This is a genomic window from Leptospira meyeri, from assembly GCF_004368965.1.
Lineage (GTDB): Bacteria > Spirochaetota > Leptospiria > Leptospirales > Leptospiraceae > Leptospira_A > Leptospira_A meyeri.
In genome coordinates this window covers 2,794,576-2,812,849 of the sequence record NZ_SORO01000001.1, presented here as the reverse complement: position 1 = coordinate 2,812,849, position 18,274 = coordinate 2,794,576, and the positions used below count along the sequence as shown (strand labels likewise).

Annotated in this window: 18 protein-coding genes; 13 read left to right on the top strand and 5 right to left on the bottom strand. The window is 36.4% G+C overall.

The features are described 5' to 3' along the window. The first annotated feature begins 60 nt into the window (after window positions 1-60). Window positions 61-495 (top strand): hypothetical protein, encoded by a 435-nt coding sequence (locus CLV96_RS13270; protein ID WP_004785384.1) that lies wholly within the window; start codon window positions 61-63, stop codon window positions 493-495. 44 nt (window positions 496-539) lie between these two features. Continuing rightward, window positions 540-2,918, top strand: coding sequence for an ATP-binding protein (locus CLV96_RS13265; RefSeq protein ID WP_208325396.1), 2,379 nt, complete (start codon window positions 540-542; stop codon window positions 2,916-2,918). Here CLV96_RS13265 and ahpF read toward each other — a convergent pair. From ahpF to CLV96_RS13250, 3 genes are all read right to left on the bottom strand, one after another. Then, window positions 2,904-4,463, bottom strand: coding sequence for an alkyl hydroperoxide reductase subunit F (gene ahpF / locus CLV96_RS13260; RefSeq protein ID WP_004786508.1), 1,560 nt, complete (start codon window positions 4,461-4,463; stop codon window positions 2,904-2,906). The genes CLV96_RS13265 and ahpF overlap by 15 nt on opposite strands. A 43-nt stretch (window positions 4,464-4,506) precedes the next feature. Continuing rightward, window positions 4,507-5,070 carry an alkyl hydroperoxide reductase subunit C gene (ahpC, locus tag CLV96_RS13255; RefSeq protein WP_004785201.1) on the bottom strand — a complete coding sequence of 188 codons (564 nt, stop codon included), beginning with the start codon at window positions 5,068-5,070 and terminating at the stop codon, window positions 4,507-4,509. 101 nt (window positions 5,071-5,171) lie between these two features. Beyond that, window positions 5,172-6,089 (bottom strand): hydrogen peroxide-inducible genes activator, encoded by a 918-nt coding sequence (locus CLV96_RS13250; RefSeq protein WP_004784149.1) that lies wholly within the window; start codon window positions 6,087-6,089, stop codon window positions 5,172-5,174. 92 nt (window positions 6,090-6,181) lie between these two features. Between CLV96_RS13250 and CLV96_RS13245 the strand changes: the two genes are divergently transcribed. From CLV96_RS13245 to CLV96_RS13195, 11 genes are all read left to right on the top strand, one after another. Further along, the gene (locus CLV96_RS13245) at window positions 6,182-8,107 is read left to right on the top strand and encodes a PP2C family protein-serine/threonine phosphatase (RefSeq protein ID WP_004786725.1); all 1,926 of its coding nucleotides are present in this window, start codon (window positions 6,182-6,184) and stop codon (window positions 8,105-8,107) included. Window positions 8,108-8,111: 4 nt separating this feature from the next. Next, entirely contained in the window at window positions 8,112-8,849 is a 738-nt protein-coding gene (locus CLV96_RS13240) for a LytR/AlgR family response regulator transcription factor (RefSeq protein ID WP_081581540.1), read from the top strand. A gap of 125 nt (window positions 8,850-8,974) precedes the next feature. Further along, window positions 8,975-9,346, top strand: a complete 372-nt coding sequence (locus tag CLV96_RS13235; protein WP_040917143.1) for an LIC20211 family lipoprotein — start codon at window positions 8,975-8,977, stop codon at window positions 9,344-9,346. An 8-nt stretch (window positions 9,347-9,354) separates the two neighbouring features. After that, window positions 9,355-9,753: a hypothetical protein gene (locus CLV96_RS13230; RefSeq protein WP_100735001.1), complete on the top strand. Its 399-nt coding sequence runs from the start codon at window positions 9,355-9,357 to the stop codon at window positions 9,751-9,753. Continuing rightward, entirely contained in the window at window positions 9,750-10,091 is a 342-nt protein-coding gene (locus CLV96_RS13225; RefSeq protein WP_004786344.1) for a hypothetical protein, read from the top strand. The genes CLV96_RS13230 and CLV96_RS13225 overlap by 4 nt, the downstream gene beginning before the upstream one ends. Beyond that, a complete protein-coding gene (locus tag CLV96_RS13220) occupies window positions 10,063-12,579 on the top strand; it encodes a TonB-dependent receptor plug domain-containing protein (protein ID WP_004787217.1) in 2,517 nt (838 codons plus the stop codon). Before CLV96_RS13225 ends, CLV96_RS13220 begins: the two co-directional genes overlap by 29 nt. Then, window positions 12,579-13,079, top strand: coding sequence for a hypothetical protein (locus CLV96_RS13215; RefSeq protein ID WP_004785467.1), 501 nt, complete (start codon window positions 12,579-12,581; stop codon window positions 13,077-13,079). Before CLV96_RS13220 ends, CLV96_RS13215 begins: the two co-directional genes overlap by 1 nt. A gap of 1 nt (window position 13,080) precedes the next feature. Continuing rightward, window positions 13,081-13,695 carry a MotA/TolQ/ExbB proton channel family protein gene (locus tag CLV96_RS13210; RefSeq protein ID WP_004784616.1) on the top strand — a complete coding sequence of 205 codons (615 nt, stop codon included), beginning with the start codon at window positions 13,081-13,083 and terminating at the stop codon, window positions 13,693-13,695. A 2-nt stretch (window positions 13,696-13,697) separates the two neighbouring features. Then, complete coding sequence (locus tag CLV96_RS13205) at window positions 13,698-14,099, top strand: ExbD/TolR family protein (protein ID WP_002973390.1); 402 nt, start codon at window positions 13,698-13,700, stop codon at window positions 14,097-14,099. After that, window positions 14,096-14,749: an energy transducer TonB gene (locus tag CLV96_RS13200; protein ID WP_004787689.1), complete on the top strand. Its 654-nt coding sequence runs from the start codon at window positions 14,096-14,098 to the stop codon at window positions 14,747-14,749. Before CLV96_RS13205 ends, CLV96_RS13200 begins: the two co-directional genes overlap by 4 nt. 10 nt (window positions 14,750-14,759) lie before the next feature. Then, entirely contained in the window at window positions 14,760-16,676 is a 1,917-nt protein-coding gene (locus CLV96_RS13195; RefSeq protein WP_004785331.1) for a sensor histidine kinase, read from the top strand. On the opposite strand, the gene CLV96_RS13190 is transcribed toward CLV96_RS13195, so the two are convergent. Together CLV96_RS13190 and CLV96_RS13185 are read right to left on the bottom strand one after the other, a co-directional pair. Then, complete coding sequence (locus CLV96_RS13190) at window positions 16,648-17,220, bottom strand: SCO family protein (RefSeq protein WP_004786962.1); 573 nt, start codon at window positions 17,218-17,220, stop codon at window positions 16,648-16,650. The two genes, CLV96_RS13195 and CLV96_RS13190, sit on opposite strands and share 29 nt — an antisense overlap. Beyond that, the gene (locus CLV96_RS13185) at window positions 17,202-18,272 is read right to left on the bottom strand and encodes a multicopper oxidase domain-containing protein (RefSeq protein WP_004787393.1); all 1,071 of its coding nucleotides are present in this window, start codon (window positions 18,270-18,272) and stop codon (window positions 17,202-17,204) included. The genes CLV96_RS13190 and CLV96_RS13185 overlap by 19 nt, the downstream gene beginning before the upstream one ends. Window positions 18,273-18,274 lie beyond the last annotated feature (2 nt).

Below are 18,274 nucleotides of genomic sequence, written 5' to 3'. Positions count from 1 at the left end.
TATATTTTTTTATTCAGATCGGATTTTTCGCTATGCTTTTGTCATTTTGGAATTTGTTTAATGACGATGTCCCTATCTCAATTCAAAAAACAGTTTTTGGAATTAAAAGCGCCGAACTCCTTTCCTATTGGAAATTACCAAGCCGATTGGCTAGGTCCCCGATGGTTCCAATCTGGTGCCCGTCTCAGTTTGAATTTTATGTCTTTTCGTCATTGGTGGGGCAAATCGTTCGATGGATCGGAGATTGCTTATAATCTCTTTTTACCACCCAAAGCAACAGAGTTTCAAATGCGCCATCCCATGAAGCTGTCAATTGGAAAGTCAAGGCTTGATGGAAACCCAAGTTTGATCCTTGAGTACACAAAAGAAGCACCTTTTCCTTGGCCCTATTTCGTAGATGAATTTCGGATTTTGAACGATCAGGAACTTTTGGGAATGAATTACAGTCGATTCACCCCTCAACTAGCCCTACCCTTTCTTATTAGAAAATCCTAATTTAGCATGTTAAAAATTTCGGAAAAATACGTCCAATCACTGGTATGGACTTGCCTCCGCCATCTCTGGAAAAACAAATTCTCTCCGCAATGGAGGAGGTTGTTTTTTCGGCAAATTTTCCAGAATTAGAAATTCTGTATATTAGCCCATCGGCAGAAACTCTCACCGAATACCCTAGAGAATATTTTACAGACGCGCACGATAATTGGAAAAATTTAATCCTCGAGGAAGATCGTGCTATTGTCGAGGCTGCGTTAACATCACTTAATGCTGGTGATAAAATTCAAGTTCGTTATCGAATTCAAACCAAAAGTAAAAAAATCAAGTTTGTACAATGCCAAGGAAGGCTGATTCGAAATGAAAATGGAGAAATCTTACGATTCGATGGAATTCTTGCCGATATCTCAGAATTACTTTCCCTCCAAGATATCATCAAAAACGAACCCAGCGAAATAAAACAGTTGTTACTCGAAAACAATATTTTGTTTAATGGAAGCCAAGATTCAATGTTTCTTGTGGAGGTAATGGATGATGGTAACTTTATCATCCGTCGCATCAATTTAGCTTATGAAAGATCAACAGGTATCACTCAATCTTTCATCCAAGGCAAAACACCGGTCGAGTTACTTGGTGAAGAGTTGGGACAACCAGTCATTAAAAATTACAAAAATGTTTTAAATGCAAAAACAACCATTTCATATGAAGAAAGTATTCCAATGCCTGCGGGAACAAAAATTTGGACAACTGCTCTCACTCCCATTGAAGTAGAAGGAAAATTTAAATTCATTGTCGGGGCAAGCAAAGATATTACAGAGCAAAAACGTGCAGAAACAGCATTAAGAGAATCTAACGAACGCTATGCTTTAATTTTGGAAGTTAGTTCGGATGGTTGGTTTGATTGGGATTTAGTAAACGACACAGTTATCTACTCTCGCAGGTGGTGGTTAGAATTTGGGAATGATGATAAGGCAGACAATGTCCCAATCGGTTATTGGAAAAGTTTGATTCATCCAGATGATTTAGATTGGGTTTCAGAATTTTTAGAAAACATCATGCTCTCACAGAGAGAAACTTTTGAATTCAGTTTTCAGATGAAAAAAAGAAAAGGTAATTATGCCCATGTTTTATCAAGATGTTATATCCAAAGAGATTCTTATGGAAACAAAATCAGAATGGTTGGTTCCAATACCGATCTAACAGAAACTAAAAAAATAGAATATACACTTCGAAAAGCTAAAGAAATGGCTGAAGCGGCAAATATGGCAAAAGGAAATTTTTTGGCCAATATGAGCCATGAAATTAGAACTCCACTCAATGGAATCATCGGATTCACAGAACTCTTGTTACACTCCTCACTTTCGGACGAACAAAAAGAGTATTTGAGAAGTATTTTCCTTTCTGGAAAGAGTTTATTATCTTTAGTAAACCAAATTCTTGATTTTTCAAAAATTGATTCAGGGAAGATGGATCTAGAATTTATTAGTACAGATTTAATAGATTTAGTTCAGTCAACTGTTGACCTTTTCCAAATTTCAGCTGCATCCAAAGCGATTCCTCTAAACCTACATTTGGATTCCCACTTACCAAAATTTGTTTCTTTAGATCCTTTACGACTCAGACAAGTGCTTTCCAATCTTATTGGAAATGCAATTAAATTCACTCACGAAGGAAAGGTTGATGTATCCGTTAAACCACTTAAACAAGTCGGAGATATCATTGATATCGAGTTTGCTGTTTCTGATACAGGAATAGGTATTGATCCAAATTCAAAACTAAAATTGTTTGATTCCTTTTCGCAAGCTGATACATCCATCACCCGTAAGTACGGTGGGACAGGACTTGGTCTTTCTATCACAAACCAACTCATACAAAAAATGAACTCACAACTAAAAATTGATAGTGAACTTGGAAATGGAAGTAGGTTTAGTTTTATTTTGTCCTTAGAGGTCAATGCAACAGGATCTGTCTCTTCTAATTTATTTGAAGAAAAACTAACGGCGCCTGAAGAAACCGTTATTGTTGAAAACAAACAAATTCGAAATGATATTTTGATAGTAGAAGACAATGATTTAAACAAAAAACTTTTATCAAAAATGTTACTAAAAAGATACCCTCATATACAACTAAGATTTGCAACCGACGGAGCCGACGCCGTTAAACAGTTCCAACAAAAAGCACCTGATTTAATTTTTATGGATCTACAGATGCCGGTGATGGATGGTTATACGGCTACAATCGAAATTAGAAAACTGGAAAAAGGATCAATCAATAGAACTCCCATCATTGCTTTAACTGCAGGAGCGTTTTTTTCTGTTAAAGATACGGCGATAGAGTCTGGGATGAATGATTTTCTCACCAAACCAATCTCCTCCGCCGATCTTTATTCTGCTCTTGAAAGATGGTTATTATCAAGCAGCGTGTAGAAGATACTCAAACGCACTAATTGCAGCTTTTGCTCCCTCCCCCATTGCAATGATGATCTGTTTGTAAGGTGTGTTCGTCACATCACCACAAGCAAAAATTCCTTCCACGCTTGTTTTACATTTCTCATCAACCAAAATTTCCCCAAATCGATTAGTTGCCACTAAATCCTTCACAAAACTGCTATTTGGTACAAGTCCTATCTGTACAAATACTCCATCCAAGGGAATGGTTTCCGACTCTTCTGAAGTTCTGTTCTTATAAGTAAGTCCAGTAACTTTTTCCGAATTAGTTTGGATTTCCATGGTTTGGGCTTTTACGAGGGTTTTAATATTGGGAGATAAAGCGACCTTATCTAACAACACTTTGTCTGCATTGAGTTTGTCACCAAACTCGATCAATGTGACTGATTTTACAATTCCACTTAAATCCAAAGCTGCTTCGACTCCAGAATTTCCTCCACCGACAACAGCAACATCTTTGTCTTTAAAAAATGGACCATCACAGTGAGGGCAATAAGCAACACCTTTTCCAACAAATTCTCTTTCACCAGGAACGTTGAGTTCACGCCATTTTGCGCCCGTTGAGAGTATCACAGTTTTAGTGAGAATTTGTTCACCCGTATTCAAATGAATGGTTTTTAAATTTCCAGATTCAATCTTTAACACACGGACATTTTCTTTCTTTTTAATTTGGTTTTTATCAAGTTGTTCAGATAATACATGAGTCAACTCAGGACCAGTTGTATAGGGTAAAGATATGATGTTCTCGATGCCTAAAGTATCTTTTACTTGTCCACCTAACCGATCTGCAATGACTAGGGTTTTTAATCCTTTTCTAGCAGAATACACCGCCGCTGTCACACCAGAAGGTCCTCCACCAATGACAGTGACATCATAAATTTCAGATGAATTAGAAAGTTCCGTAGATACTTCGTTCGACTCGGGAACCGAATATAATTCTAATAATTTATCAAAGATTACGGATGCTTCTGCCTTTCCAGAAAGAAAACGTTTGCCATTTAAAAAAACAGCAGGAACACCCTGGATATTTTTTTCCTTCACAAGATCTGGATACATAGCTCCATCAATCATATTATGAGATATGGATGGGTTGATTAGTGCAAAACTATTTAGAGTTTGTACCACTTCCGGACAGTTATGACAATCAAGTGAGATAAACGTTTCAAAATTCAAATTTTCTTTTAATTTTGAAACTGCAGAAAGAATTCCCTCTTCTAATTTGATTGGATTCCCACCGGATTGTAAAATCGCCAAAATAAAAGAAGTAAATTCATGACCCATTGGGATTCCAGAAAATTCAATTCCCGTATGTTTATTTTCTGAAAAAATCGCAAAACGAAGACCATCATTTTTTTCTTTAGAATGTTCCAATGAAATTTGAAAAGAAAGAGAAACAATATCATCTAAAAATGCAACTAACTCTTCTCTTTTTTCATGAACTCCTGAATACAATCTTATCTTTACAGGATTTTTGATTCTTCCAAAGTATTGTTTTACTTGTTCTTTTGTTGATTCATCTAACATAATAACCTCCCGATTTAGGCGGGCTTTGCCCGCCTAATTAAGTTTAAATTTTTCCGACCAAGTCAAGGCCTGGTTTCAATGTTGTGTTACCTGGTTTCCATTTTGCTGGACATACTTCGCCATCGTTGTTTGCAACATATTGCGCAGCTTGCACTTTGCGAACGAGTTCATCTGCAGAGCGACCAATTCCAAGATCATGGATCTCAGCAGTTTTAATCACACCTTCCGGATTCACTACAAATGTTCCTCTAAGTGCTTGACCATCATCTTCAATCATAATTCCAAATCCTCTAGTGATCTTTCCCGAAGCATCACCTAACATTGGGAATTTGATTTTTTTAATGGTATCACTTGCTTCATGCCAAGCTTTGTGAACAAAGTGAGTGTCAGTAGAAACAGAATAAACTTCGACTCCCATTTTTTGGAGTTCTTCATAATGATCTGCTACATCGCCTAGTTCGGTTGGACAAACAAATGTAAAATCCGCAGGATAAAAAACAAAAACGGACCATTTTCCAAGTACGTCTTTTTTGCTAATTTTTTTAAAAGCCCCATTATGGAAAGCTTCCGTAGTAAAGTCTGGAATTTGAGTGTTGATATTGGACATTGAATATCCTCCTTTGTAGTTAAGAAGAATATACCCGGAAATAGGTCATTTGTAAAATAAATACTATAAATGACAAGATTTATGAAAACTATTTCGCTGGTTTAGTCCTGGTTCAGAGACACCCCGATGATTTTAAATTTTTCTTTTGAATGGTATTCCTTTGGAATCACATCGAGAATCAAACTGGTAAGTTTTTTTAATATTTTAGTTTTATAAAAACCTTTTTTATAAACCAAACTAATTTCACGAGCAGGTTCGGGCGATTGAAACGGTACCACTCGTTCCGATGATTTTCCGACAGCTAATTTGGGCAATAAGGTCACTCCTATACCCATATCCACCATTCTTTTCAAAGTTTCCACACTTCCACTTTCAATTTTTGCAAGCGCATTTCGGTTGCATATTTTCAAAGACTGGTGCCTGAAGCAATGCTCTTCTCCAAGTACAAGCAAAGGATATTTCTCGATATGTTTCATTGAAACAGATGTAGATTTTTCTTTTGCATCTTTGGGATAATAAACAACGAACGGTTCATAATAAAGTGGATGTTCTACGATATTTGGAATCTTAAGCGGAGTGGCAAGAATCCCCAAATCGATTTCCTCTGATTCTAATTTTTCTAAAATAGTTAGGGTAGGAAGTTCTGAAATTCGGAAATTGACCTTGGAAAATTCTTTTTGCAAACTTAAATATATAGAAGGAATCAAATAATTACTTACAGTAGGAATGATTCCAATCGATATACTCCCGGCTGGTTCGTCCTTCCATTGACCCGCAATTTCAAAGAGTTTGTCCGCCTCTTTTAATGTATTTTTAGCTTGGTCAACCACAGCTTTGCCCAATTTGGTGGTAATGACTGGATTTTTTTTCCGATCAAATAATTCAAACCCAAGCTCTTGCTCAACTTTTTGGATTTGTAAACTCAAAGTTGGCTGAGCAACTAAACAATGTTCGGCGGCTTTTGCAAAACTCTTTAATTGATCCAAAGCAACGATATATCGAAGTTGAGTGATTGTCATTTAGATTTTCTCCAAAAAATAAACTAAACCAAACAAGAGATTGAAAATCAACTTGCTTTCTTGTTGTACACAACTAACTTTATCCGATAGTGATGAGAATCCTCTCATTTATTTTCCCCATTGTCCTTACTGCGGTCATTTCGCTTTCCTCGGAACCACTTAAAGTAAGTTCAAAGTACCTTACGAAGATTCCGGAAGGTTGGACCTTTACGTCCCAAGGAAAAACAATCCCCATCCAAGTGGGGAAAGGGCTTTCTTTACAAGGGTTGAACCCGCCTGTCCATGGAAGTTATAAAACTAGCTTCTACTACGAACCAGACAACAAACCCCTTGGTATCTATTTAGACAGGGTTCAAGAGGTGGACAAACTTTTTATCAACGGTGTATTGTTAGGAGAGACTGGCCAAATTTCAAAGGAAGGTTTGTATTTGCCAAACTGGTATTACAAACGTTTATATTTTATTCCAAGCTCAGTTCTCAAAGAAAATCAAATAAACCAATTAGAAATCGAAATCCATTTTCGTAACAAAACCTTTCAAGGAGGATTATTTAGAAAAATTCCAGTAATGGGAAATTACGAACAACTCCAAGAATTTATCATCAGAGAAGATGGACGTGATTTTTGTTTTATCATGTTGTTTTTTGGAATTGGTGCTTACCAAATTTTTTCAATAATCCTCAAAAGACAGGCAAAATCGAATTTTTACCTTCTCTTGTCTACGCTAATTTTTGTTATGTGGAGACTCCCTCTGCTAAACATTAGTTACACATATACAAACCTTTCTTTTTTCTTTTGGTTAAAAGTATTTTTTACAGCTCAAACTTTACTTCCAGTTTCTATCTTTTTATTTAGTTATTCTTTATTTCAAACCAAACTTAAACTCAATGAGCGATTGTTAATTTTTTTCCTTCTTTGCCTTGCTTTTTTGCAAACTTGGGAACTTGAAATTCCGACAAGAATTTTGTTACTACGGATCTGGGAGTTCTCATTAATCATAGTTGTGTTTTTCATTATAAGAGGAGTTATTCGAGCTGCCAAAGCAAAAAAAGCAGAAGCATATTTCCTTACCATCGGTTTCATCTGTATCTGCATTGGCACAACAATAGATATTATAATAGATGTGACTTCAGGAAAAAATATATACTTAACACAATACGGTTTTTTAATTCTTATGATTTTATCAGGTGTCGCAATATCTTATCGACATGCAAAAAATGAAAAGGAACTATCCATTCTCACAAAAGATTTAGAAATTCGTGTCCGTGAAAGAACCATCGAACTAAGAGAAAAAAACCAAGACCTCGAACAGGATTTATTTTTTGCATCCCAACTCCAAAGTTATCTTTTGCCAAAGGAACATCCAAACACTATCGGGATTAGAATTCATACAACTTACTTACCGATGAAACAAGTAGGTGGTGATTTATATGACTGGGTGGAATTAGATGAAAATCGTTTGCTTTTGTTAATTGCAGATGTTGCTGGACACGGTGTTCCTGCAGCTTTTGTATCTTCAATGGTAAAAGTTCAATTTAGAGAATCTACCAAAAACATCAACTCACCGAAAGATGTTTTAGAGCATATGAACCAAGCATTGACCTCACTTGTTAGCAGATATTTTATCACTGCTTGTTGCGCATTAATTGATTCAGACAAAAAAACCATTACCTTTTCTACAGCAGGTCATCCCAATCCACTCATATACAATCGATCCAATGGTAAATTCGAATTTATGAATATCAAAGGTCCCATCATTGGCTGGAGAGAGTCATTTACTTACGGAGAATGGACCCATCAAATGAAAACTGGTGATCGTTACTTTTTTTTCACCGATGGTGTCACGGAAGCGCGTGCTGAAAATAAATTATTTGGTGAAAGCAAAATACTTGATCTACTGGAAAGAGGAAAAGACAAGGATATAAAAACATTATCTCAAGAAATTATAGTGCAAATTTCCAAGTTTTCGGAAGAAGAACTAAAAGATGATGTTACCTTTTTCTTTATTGATGTAACTTAAAATCATGGAATCATCCACCTATTCAGTATTAATCATAGAAGATGAATATCCTGCCAGGATGCTCATGATGGATTATATTATGAACTGCTCGGAGTTAAAACTTTCCGGGATTGCAGAAAGTGGAGATAAGGCATTAAATCTACTACAAGAAAAACAGTTTGATTTGGTTTTTATGGATATCAACCTTCCAGCCGTCAATGGGATGGATATTTTACGAAAGGAACATAACAAAAGTACATTTTTCATCATTACCACTGCCTACAGTGAGCATGCAGTTGAGGCTTTTGATTTGGATGCTACAGATTATTTGTTAAAACCATTTTCATTCGAAAGATTTCGCAAATCAGTAGATAAAGCCTTACGTTTTTTACAAGAATCAAAACAAACTAAAATCCAACCTACAAACAATAACACAAATCTAAAAATCCAATCCGATTCTGCCGTATTTCTTTTACCGTTTCAAGACATTCAGTTTATTTCTGCAAATAACAAAAGTTGCGTGATACATACCTCGCAAAAGGATTACGAAACGGCAAAATTACTCAAAGAAATTGAGGAAAAATTGCCTTCAAAACACTTCATTCGCATACACAAAGGTTTTTTGGTTAATTTGGATTATGTGGCAAGCCTACGATATGACAAGGGTGGATCTTATACAATTCAACTAAAAAATGAGGATGAAACAACCTTGCCAGTCGGCCGTTCCTTTGCTCAAAATCTAAAAGAAGCACTCAAATTATAACAATTTTTTATTTCACTCCGAAATATGTAGCGTTCATTCCGAGTTAAGTAGTTAATCATCGTTAGTGTAAATATTCCGTTGACCAATCTCATAAAAATGGGATTTGGACAGAGACGGAGTCTTTTATGAAACATTTTATCACTATAACTAGTGTCTTATTTTTATCCCTTATTATCAATAATTGTGCGTCCTCATCAGTTGGAATAGCGACTAGCAACAAACCAATCCCTAACACTCCTTACGAAACTGTTAAAACTGTAGAGAAAACCTTTACGTGGTATGCATTGGATTTCATCATCTTCGGTTTACCGTTCACTGAACCTCCTGTCACCGATTTGTATGAAAAAGTTATGGAGGAAGATTCAGGTGATGCCCTCGTTAACATTCGTTACTGGAATGACAAATCAATTTTCGGACCTTTAACTCGTTACCGTTTTACCATCAAAGGTGATTTAGTGCGTTTTCCATCACAAACAACTACTAAAAACAAAAAATAATACCACAAATGAAAACTTCCATTTTCAATTTTTTTATCAGTTTCCTATCTGCGTCAATCATGGCTATGGGTTGCATTGGATCTCATGTTTCAAAAGATATTTATTTATTTGACTCAGCGACCGTTGTTCGTTCCACAGATTACAAGATCCTTGGCAAAGGAAAGGGACAAGATTCAGCTTTTTATCTATTAGGAATGTTTCCAGTAACAAAAGCACCTAATGTAGAGCTTGCGATGAGTCAAATTCTGGAGAAATATCCGACAGGAAAAACTCTTATCAATATCAAAATCCAAAGAGAAGATAAAGCATACTTTCCATTAGGTCTTGTAACAGTAGTCAACGTAACGGCAGATGTAGTTGGTCAACAAGAAGAAACTGAAAACCCAAATGCAAAAGGTAACAAATGAAAACGCTGATTGGTTTCTCAATTGTTATCGCAGCAATCATTGTAAACTGTGGACCTGGTGTCGATCGTGTAGATACCAATGATGCACAAAGCCAAGTATATGCCGCAGCAAAATTTGCTTCCGAAAAATGCGGGAATCCAATTCCCAATCCGCCACTGGTGATTGTAAATAAACCAATCCAAAGAAATTTGGATTTGTGTACAATTGCCATTACTCGTACGGAATGTCCGTTTCTTGGATATCCCCTACCCTGCACTCTCATTTACCTCGAAAAAGAAACGGGAGATATCCCTTGGTATTTAAACTTCAATGAACTCAGCAAAATTCAAATTAAATAAACCTTTTATATTTGGGATTTTCCTTTTTTGTTTCGGATCCCCGCTATTTGCGGTAAGCATTCGTGCGAAACTAATAAATCCTAAAAAGGAAATTGCAGAAAAGAATTTATCTGTTTTGATTTTCGAAACAAAAAAATTTGCACAAACAGATGCAGAAGGAAATGTCACTCTTGAATTTCCATCTCCCGGTGAATACACATTACGATTATTACGTGACACAGGAATCCAAGAAATTAAAATTTCAATTGGATCTGAAGATGAGTCGAGAACCATTTACACGGAAAAAAAAGCAAGTGCCCCAAAAACGGGTATCGTCGTGGAAGGAGAAAGAGAAAAAACTGTAGCTTCTCGAACTAAAGTTCGATACGAAGAGATCAAACGAATGCCTGGAACTTTTGGAGAAGCTCTTCGTGCTTTGGAAACCCTTCCCGGAGTCATTCCCAATATTGGATTTGGTGGTGGAGCCAACGGAATTATCGTACGCGGTGCCAACCCAAATGCGAATACCTATCTGTACGATGACCTTCCAATATTATATCCGTTCCACTTAGATGGATTAACATCTGTCATTCACAATGACTTAATTAAATCTATTGATTTATATTCAGGTGCTTATCCAGCAAACTTTAACAATGCGACTGGTGGTATAATTGAAATTGAAACTGTTGACTCTGTGCAAAAGACAAAAGGTGCTTTTCAAGTTTCCTTATGGAACACAACTGCTTATGCGGCAACACCCACTTCAGGTGGTAAAGGATATCTGGCGATTGCTGGTAAACTTGGATATTTGGATAAATCGTTAGGTGCCACTGGGTTATTGCCAGAAGGGATTCGTCTTCCGAGATATAACGACTCTCAAATCAAGTACGTCCATAATTTCACACCCGAACACCAAATATCTTTTTATAATTTAACGGCACAGGACAATTTTGCCATTAACGTTCCAAACAAACCCGCAAATGATCCAACAACTTCTGCATTTGCACTTCTTAGTGGTGCCAAAGCAAGTTTTGGACAAAGTTTTCGAACAACTGCACTTAGATATACCTGGATTCCTGGTGATAAATTTCAAAACCGAATAACTTTGATTAACTTTGACCCAATTGGAGAGTACAACGTTGGATTTGGAACCATCCAAGGAAAACAATACCAAAGAGGAAGTTATGTCGGTGTTCGTCAAGATGCTTACTGGACTGCAACCAAGTTTCTAAAAATTGATTTTGGAACAGAGGTCAGAAAGTTTTCTTTTAGAGATTATGGAACAGAAGTGGCTCTCCGTGATCCAACCAATCCATCACCTAACCCATACAATTCGGCAAATCCAGACTTTGTGGGTCGACCGATTAGCATTCAAGGAAATTCACCATATTATAATGCATACACGACTCTTCATTTTAAATTTGGAAATTTTCTATTTGAGCCAGGCGCACGTTACGACTATGTCCAAGTCACTGGTAATGGTGCATTAACGCCAAGGGCCACAGCTTCTTACACATTCCCGGATGTTGGGAAAGGAATGACTATTTATGGAAGTGGAGGTGATGTCTCTAGATTTCCATTAACCACAAACTTCAACTCTGAAACAGGAAACCCTGATTTACGTTTTGAAAGAGCACGTAAAGTAAGTGCAGGGATTGATCAAAAAATCGATCAAGTTTGGCAAGTAAAGATGGAAGTCTTTAAAAATCAATTTACTGATACGATCATCGACGATCCGTATGTATCCACTCCAGTCGGTTTAAATCCAGACAAAGGTCAATGGCTAACACAACCTATCGTCGCCAATCGCCCGTTAAATTATTCCAACAGAGCCTCTGGATGGTCCCATGGATACGAACTTTTAATCCGTAAAAATGCACGTCCTGGTACAAGAGATTGGTTTGGTTGGATTTCCTATACTTGGTCTCAATCATTCCAAAACACAAACTTATACCAAGTTTACGAAGGAGACAACACGCAAGTAGGTGGTATTGAAAGGAAAATTCTTGCTGCATACTTTCCAAACTCTGTCGAACAATTAGCACCTTGGGATAGAACGCATGTTGCTAATTTTATTTATGGTTGGAGAATGAATGAAAAATTCCAGATTGGGGGAAGATGGAGTTACTTAACTGCTATTCCGACTCGACCCGTTGTGGGAGATGATGGTGGTAAATTTTCGAATCCACTCAATGGACTAACCTATTGGAATCCGCAATATTCAAATAATCCATATTCATCGCAATATGGTTATGTTAAACGTGGAACCGACTTTCATAGATTCGATATTCGATTTGATATCTTTGAAAATTATTCATGGGGATATCTAAACTGGTATTTAGAAATCGTAAACGTTTATATGAGAAAGAATAAAAATGGATATGATTTCGACAACTCCCGACCATTTTCTGCAACAAACCCAAAAGAAAATGACACCTTTGGAACCTTAGAACTTCCAGGTGGAACAGTGATTCCATTCTTTAACGTTGGTATGGAGGTACATTTCTAATGAAATATTCTATTCTATTTTTTGGAATTGTGATGGTGTTCTCTTGTACTGAATCAAAAAAATTTGAAGATTCCTATAAAGAAACAGTTTTATTACAATACCTAGCTACACCAAACGCTCCGCAAGAAACATGTGAATCCATGATTACCAATAAAGATTTATGTTTCAAAGCGTATGCTACAGCGGTCGGTGGAAGTTTCACAGATACTCCATCCGCTACCAAAACAACAACATGCCAAGGACTGATTAGCTCAACATATAAAAATATGTCAGGGATAGCACAAACTTGTTCTTTCAATTGCCAAGTGACTGATTGGAAATCAAAAACATCCTCTGGATTTTGTGCACAGTCAACAATCCCAGCTTTGATTGAATCAAGTCTAACTTCAGGTTCAGTAATATCTTGTTTACGATCTTGTTTTGCATCAACAAACAATCAAATTAGTAACGATCAAATACCATTATATTTATTATTTAATAACATTCAAAACGGAGGATAATATGCAAGAGTATGTAGAATTAGGGGAAGAATTAGTCTTTATAGCAATGGCGGTGGCGAGTGTAATCGCTTTGGCAGTATTTGCTGAAAGGTTGATTTATTATAAAAAATCTCTGGGCAAAAAAAACGAAGACTACTTAACAGAAGTTAGAACTTCATTACAAGAAGAACCAGAAATTCATTGGAAAACTGATGCTGGTGAAGAGTCAATTTACACCCGATTCATTCAATTTGCTTTAAATCAATTGAAATTGGGCCGCAAAGGACTGGATGAAAGTTTAGATGGTCAAATATTATCTGAAAAATTAGAATTGGAGAAACGTTTACCAATCTTAAATACTTTGGGAAATAATGCTCCGTTTATTGGATTACTCGGAACCGTTCTTGGTGTTATCAAAGCATTTTATGGTTTGGGAACCTTGGGAAGTTCTGGTGCGGAAGTTGTGATGCGGTCTATTTCGACAGCCCTACTCGCAACGGCCGCCGGTCTTGCAGTAGCAATTCCTGTGGTAATGGCTAACAATTATTTTTCTAGAAAATCTAAAGTCATTTTACAGAATTTGGAAATTTTGAAAAAAGAACTACTCTCTTATCAAATGAATAAGACAAAGGTATAATTATGGCTGGTGCATCAGGTTCTCAAGACGAAGAAATCGGAAGTATTAACATCACACCCATGGTGGATGTGATTTTAGTACTTCTTGTTATTTTTATGGTAACAGCAAACTTTCTAAAAAAAGAAAGTTTGAATATCAATTTACCGAAAGTACAAGCGGCTGATCCAAACGTTGCGGAATCGGTCCAAGTAGCGCTAACGAAAACGGGCGCAATTCTTTTGGAAGGAAAAGACACAGACATTTCTGGTTTAGTAAGAAATCTTGAAAGAGAAGCAAAAATTAGACCTAATATGCGTTTAACTCTATCTGCAGATGAAAGCCTTCCTTATGGAAAAATTACGGAGCTGATGGGAATCATCCGAAAAGCGGGTGTGACTAAAATTGCCCTCAGTGTAAAAAAATGAATCGTTACGCGGAATTATTGGATTCATTCAAACAATCCATCAAACAAAATAAAGAACGTATATTCCACCTTTGTCTGATTGGAAGTTTGTTTCTCCATACCGCAACTTATGCTGGTTATAAGATTAGTCAATTACGTGGCGATGAAGTGGTTGAAGAGTCTAACTTTGAAGATGTTGATGTAAGTTTCGAAGAAATTCCACCTGAACTCATTGGTGGCACTTCCTCTCCAGCACCAATCGAAAAACAAGAATGGGTAGAAGGTAGTAACAAAGACAAAGCCGATGAACCAGATAATTCTGACATCAACCCAAACCAACTTTCTGGCAATGGAACAGATAAAGATGGATACTTGTTCTCCTTTAATGGAGACAAAATGCCGACTGCTATCATTGACTTTGATCTAAAGGAATACTTTCCACCACAAGCCAAAGCCGCAAATATTGTAGAGAAACAAGTTGTACTTCTTGTACAAGTAAATGAGGATGGCAGTCTTCAGTCAGCAAAAATTGTATCGGGTAGAGCTGGATACGGATTTGAAGAAGCCGCTATGAAACTCATCAAACGTGTGCGCTTTAGCCCTGGTTATGTGCAAGGGCAACCTAAAAAAATGGCACATAGACTTCCAATTTTGTTTTCATTAGAAGATTAACGCTAGTTATATGGAGAATTTTTGGGGCAGATTTTTAGAAAAACCAACTCTATCAATCTGCCTCCTAACTCTCGTCATCACCGTTAGCTTAACTTCTTTTGCTTATTCTTTATTAAAACCAACCGATAGTTCTTTAGCCGAATATTACCTAGCGGAAAATACGGAATACTTTGTCGGTGATATACCAGCTGATGACAATGGCACTATTGATTTTCAAAAAATGCACAAAGTGTATTGGGAATCGATCTTCGGTTGGATCAATGATTCTGAACTCCAACGAATTACAGACTCAGAATTTATTTGGTTACGCTCCAAAGCATTTCCAAATCACAGAGAGAAAGAAGAACTTTTTTTATTATTAGAACATGGTGGATTAAATATAGAGATTTTTAATGAATACGGAGATTCCATATTTAGATATGGAAATTTCTCTGAACAAGAAAGACTCCCCAATATTTTCCAATCAAAATTTGATTGGGTCAAGGTCCCAAATGATGATTCAAAATATTACTATTTAAGATTGTATCATAAAAAAGGGATTCTCTTTCTCATCTCTATCGTTGAAAACTTAGTAGGCAAACAAACTGCTCTCTACAGAGAAATTGCTTTAAAGAACTTAACACCGATTTTCTTTCATTCCTTTTTTTTGATGATTGGAATTATCTGCGCACTCGTCTATTTCATTGAATACAAAAAACAATACAACATACTCCTTGATTTTTCTGCATTTTCATTATGTTTTGGATTACTTGGACTCACATCCAATGTACTCATTCGATATCTCTTTACAAATTCAGAAACGTTATTCATTCTCACAACTATATCTTCCAATTTTGTTTTTATTCCAATGTTATCAGGAGTACGTCGTCTTTTCGGTAGCGGAAGTTTTCGCATTCTTGATATTTTAATTTATATAGATGTATTCATTTGTTCCTTAACCACTATATTAGTTTTCTCTCTCCCTTTCTTTGATTTATCACATACATTGCTTATTAGCAGCAGAACTTTTTTTATTTTATTCAATCTTTTGAATATTCTAGGACCAATTTTCATTACTTTTGAATCTTGGAAAAAAGGAAATCCAGAAGCCTTTGGACATTTTATCGGATTTAGCGTTACGCTTCTCCTTGTTATCTTAGAAATTTTCTTAGCTATCAAAGCGAATGATAACTCTACGAACAAAGTTGTTCTTTGGGGTGTTCTCTTTGGTGTAATCTCTCAAGGTTTTGCCTTAGAACGAACCATTTTTGCAAACAGACAAAAAGCTCAAACTTATAAAGAAGATCTGTTAAAAGCAGAAAAGTCACTAAAAGAAAGTCAACTGAAAACTCTACAAACAAAAATGAGTCCACATTATTTGTTCAATTCTTTGAATACAATCCATGCCCTTCATAAAATAAAACCAGAGTTAATTGGAGATGCAATTTTAAGTTTAGCAAATAATTATCGATTCATATCCGATCGAACGGATCGGGATTGGATTCCTTTTGAAGAAGAATGGAATTTTTTAGAAGACTACTTACACCTTCAAAAATTAAGATTTTATGATACCGTACAAATTGATTTCAAAAAATCCGGAGATTTTTCTGCTGTTGTCCTTCCCCCATTGTTACTCCAACCAATCATTGAAAATTCTTTCAAACATGGTTTCCGTGGATCAGCTGATGAACAATTTCAATTATTCATTCATGCAAAAATGATAAGAGATTCAGTTTTTAGTTTTGTGGTATATGACAATGGAATAGGAATTCGTGAGGACCTACTGACCGATAAAACAAAACTTTTAGCCAGGTCTCTTGGAAATATCAAGGAACGATTAAGAAATATTTATTCAGAATTTAATTTCGAAGTTACTAGAAATTTCCCGGAAGGTGCTCGAACAGAAATTGAAATTATCCTTAATTCTCGGGTCCAGCAAGTTCTCTAAGTTTTGTAGCAAGTGCATTTGCTGAAACTCCACCTGGAAAATTGGCAAGTGTGTTCAAATCCTCATCTAACACATAAATAAAATTGGAATGATCGATTCGGTAATTCTTTCCATCTCCGACTTTTTCACGAACAATTCCAAATAAATCTGTCAGTTTTGTTAACGATTCCGCATTAGGAGAAAGAGCTGTTAAATTTTTTCCAGGGAAATTTTGAATGTAATTTTTAAGAGTCGCAGGAGAATCTCTCTCGGGATCAAGAGTTACAAAAATAAAACGAAACCGATTGGATTTTTCACCTAATATGAGTGAAGCCCTTCCAAAGTTTGTCAGAGCGAGTGGACACATATCGGGGCAATGTGAAAACCCAAAATACAAAACCGATTTTTTTTCAGACCAAAATTTTGGCTCCAATAAACTTCCATCCGGTTTAACAAAAGATAGGTGTTTCCATTCTTCTTTGATGTGATCTTCTTTGGATTTGCAAAAAAAACTGAAGGTAAGAACTAATAAAATAAATACTGTTTTTATACGGCAACGATCCAACCCATTCCTCCATTCTCCGCCATATGTGTTTGGTGTGGATGAAACATATATCTACCTTTTTTATTAAGGACAAATTCGATTACCACTCTTTCTGTTTGACCAAGGGACACAACATCAGAATGACCATCTGGAACAGTTGAACCTAAACTACGAATGATATCAAAAGTTTGCGCATGTAAATGAAAGGTGATGATTGGTTCTCTCTCCATCATATTTTGAATGTAGAAGCGAACTCGTTCACCCACAGGAACTTTCATAGGATATCTATCATAAATACCTGAAATTCCATTCCATGTATAATAATCGTTCCGACCCTTACCTTTGGTATCCCAACCAGAAAATGTTAAAACAAATTCATGAGCTGGTTTCCGTTTGACCGGAGGATCCACAAGCAATGCACCATACAAACCTTTGGCGGTATGTAACATAAGTGGAGGTACATGACAATGATAAGGATGAAGGCCAACGGGTCCAGCTTCAATTTGATAAGTCCTTTCCCCGAAAGGAGCAATGGGTTCCCATCCATCTTCTAAGGGATCATGAGTTCCATGAAAATGTAAGGAATGAGGATCTGGACTTGAATTTTTGACGTGGATACGAAGGGTATCACCTAAATTTGCTCTAAGGACTGGACCTGGAACAAGTCCATCAAAAGTCCAAGCTGGATAATTAATATTATGAGCAATATTCATACTCAAAGGAAAAAGATTCAAACTAAAATCTTTTACCTTACTTTTCGTATTCGAATAGTTAGGTGGATAGTAGAAGCGCTCTGTATACTCTTCTTTGATAAAAAAAGGAGGATGAGCCATACTTCCATATGTATTCGTGGCTCTTAAACTTCCGCCTACCCCGATTGAGTTTTGGTAGTTATCACTTACGGTTGGTGTTGTGACAATTCCAAAGTTTGCGGCAGTGGAAGAACTATTTGGATCAGAAGGTCCACAGATTTCTTCAGAATTTCGAGCGTTATTTCTCATGGAACCAAACAAAGATCCCACAAAGCCCATCACCCCAAATCCCAGTGTCGTTAAAAAACTCTTCCGATCCATAA

Coding starts and splice junctions, on each gene's coding strand:
- CLV96_RS13215 (WP_004785467.1), top strand. CDS start 12,579: ATGAAATATTCTATTCTATTTTTTGGAATTGTGATGGTGTTCTCTTGT.
- ahpF (WP_004786508.1), bottom strand. CDS start 4,463: ATGTTAGATGAATCAACAAAAGAACAAGTAAAACAATACTTTGGAAGA.
- CLV96_RS13250 (WP_004784149.1), bottom strand. CDS start 6,089: ATGACAATCACTCAACTTCGATATATCGTTGCTTTGGATCAATTAAAG.
- CLV96_RS13230 (WP_100735001.1), top strand. CDS start 9,355: ATGAAAACTTCCATTTTCAATTTTTTTATCAGTTTCCTATCTGCGTCA.
- CLV96_RS13225 (WP_004786344.1), top strand. CDS start 9,750: ATGAAAACGCTGATTGGTTTCTCAATTGTTATCGCAGCAATCATTGTA.
- CLV96_RS13210 (WP_004784616.1), top strand. CDS start 13,081: ATGCAAGAGTATGTAGAATTAGGGGAAGAATTAGTCTTTATAGCAATG.
- CLV96_RS13195 (WP_004785331.1), top strand. CDS start 14,760: ATGGAGAATTTTTGGGGCAGATTTTTAGAAAAACCAACTCTATCAATC.
- ahpC (WP_004785201.1), bottom strand. CDS start 5,070: ATGTCCAATATCAACACTCAAATTCCAGACTTTACTACGGAAGCTTTC.
- CLV96_RS13200 (WP_004787689.1), top strand. CDS start 14,096: ATGAATCGTTACGCGGAATTATTGGATTCATTCAAACAATCCATCAAA.
- CLV96_RS13185 (WP_004787393.1), bottom strand. CDS start 18,272: ATGGATCGGAAGAGTTTTTTAACGACACTGGGATTTGGGGTGATGGGC.
- CLV96_RS13245 (WP_004786725.1), top strand. CDS start 6,182: ATGAGAATCCTCTCATTTATTTTCCCCATTGTCCTTACTGCGGTCATT.
- CLV96_RS13270 (WP_004785384.1), top strand. CDS start 61: ATGACGATGTCCCTATCTCAATTCAAAAAACAGTTTTTGGAATTAAAA.
- CLV96_RS13265 (WP_208325396.1), top strand. CDS start 540: ATGGACTTGCCTCCGCCATCTCTGGAAAAACAAATTCTCTCCGCAATG.
- CLV96_RS13220 (WP_004787217.1), top strand. CDS start 10,063: ATGAACTCAGCAAAATTCAAATTAAATAAACCTTTTATATTTGGGATT.
- CLV96_RS13240 (WP_081581540.1), top strand. CDS start 8,112: ATGGAATCATCCACCTATTCAGTATTAATCATAGAAGATGAATATCCT.
- CLV96_RS13205 (WP_002973390.1), top strand. CDS start 13,698: ATGGCTGGTGCATCAGGTTCTCAAGACGAAGAAATCGGAAGTATTAAC.
- CLV96_RS13235 (WP_040917143.1), top strand. CDS start 8,975: ATGAAACATTTTATCACTATAACTAGTGTCTTATTTTTATCCCTTATT.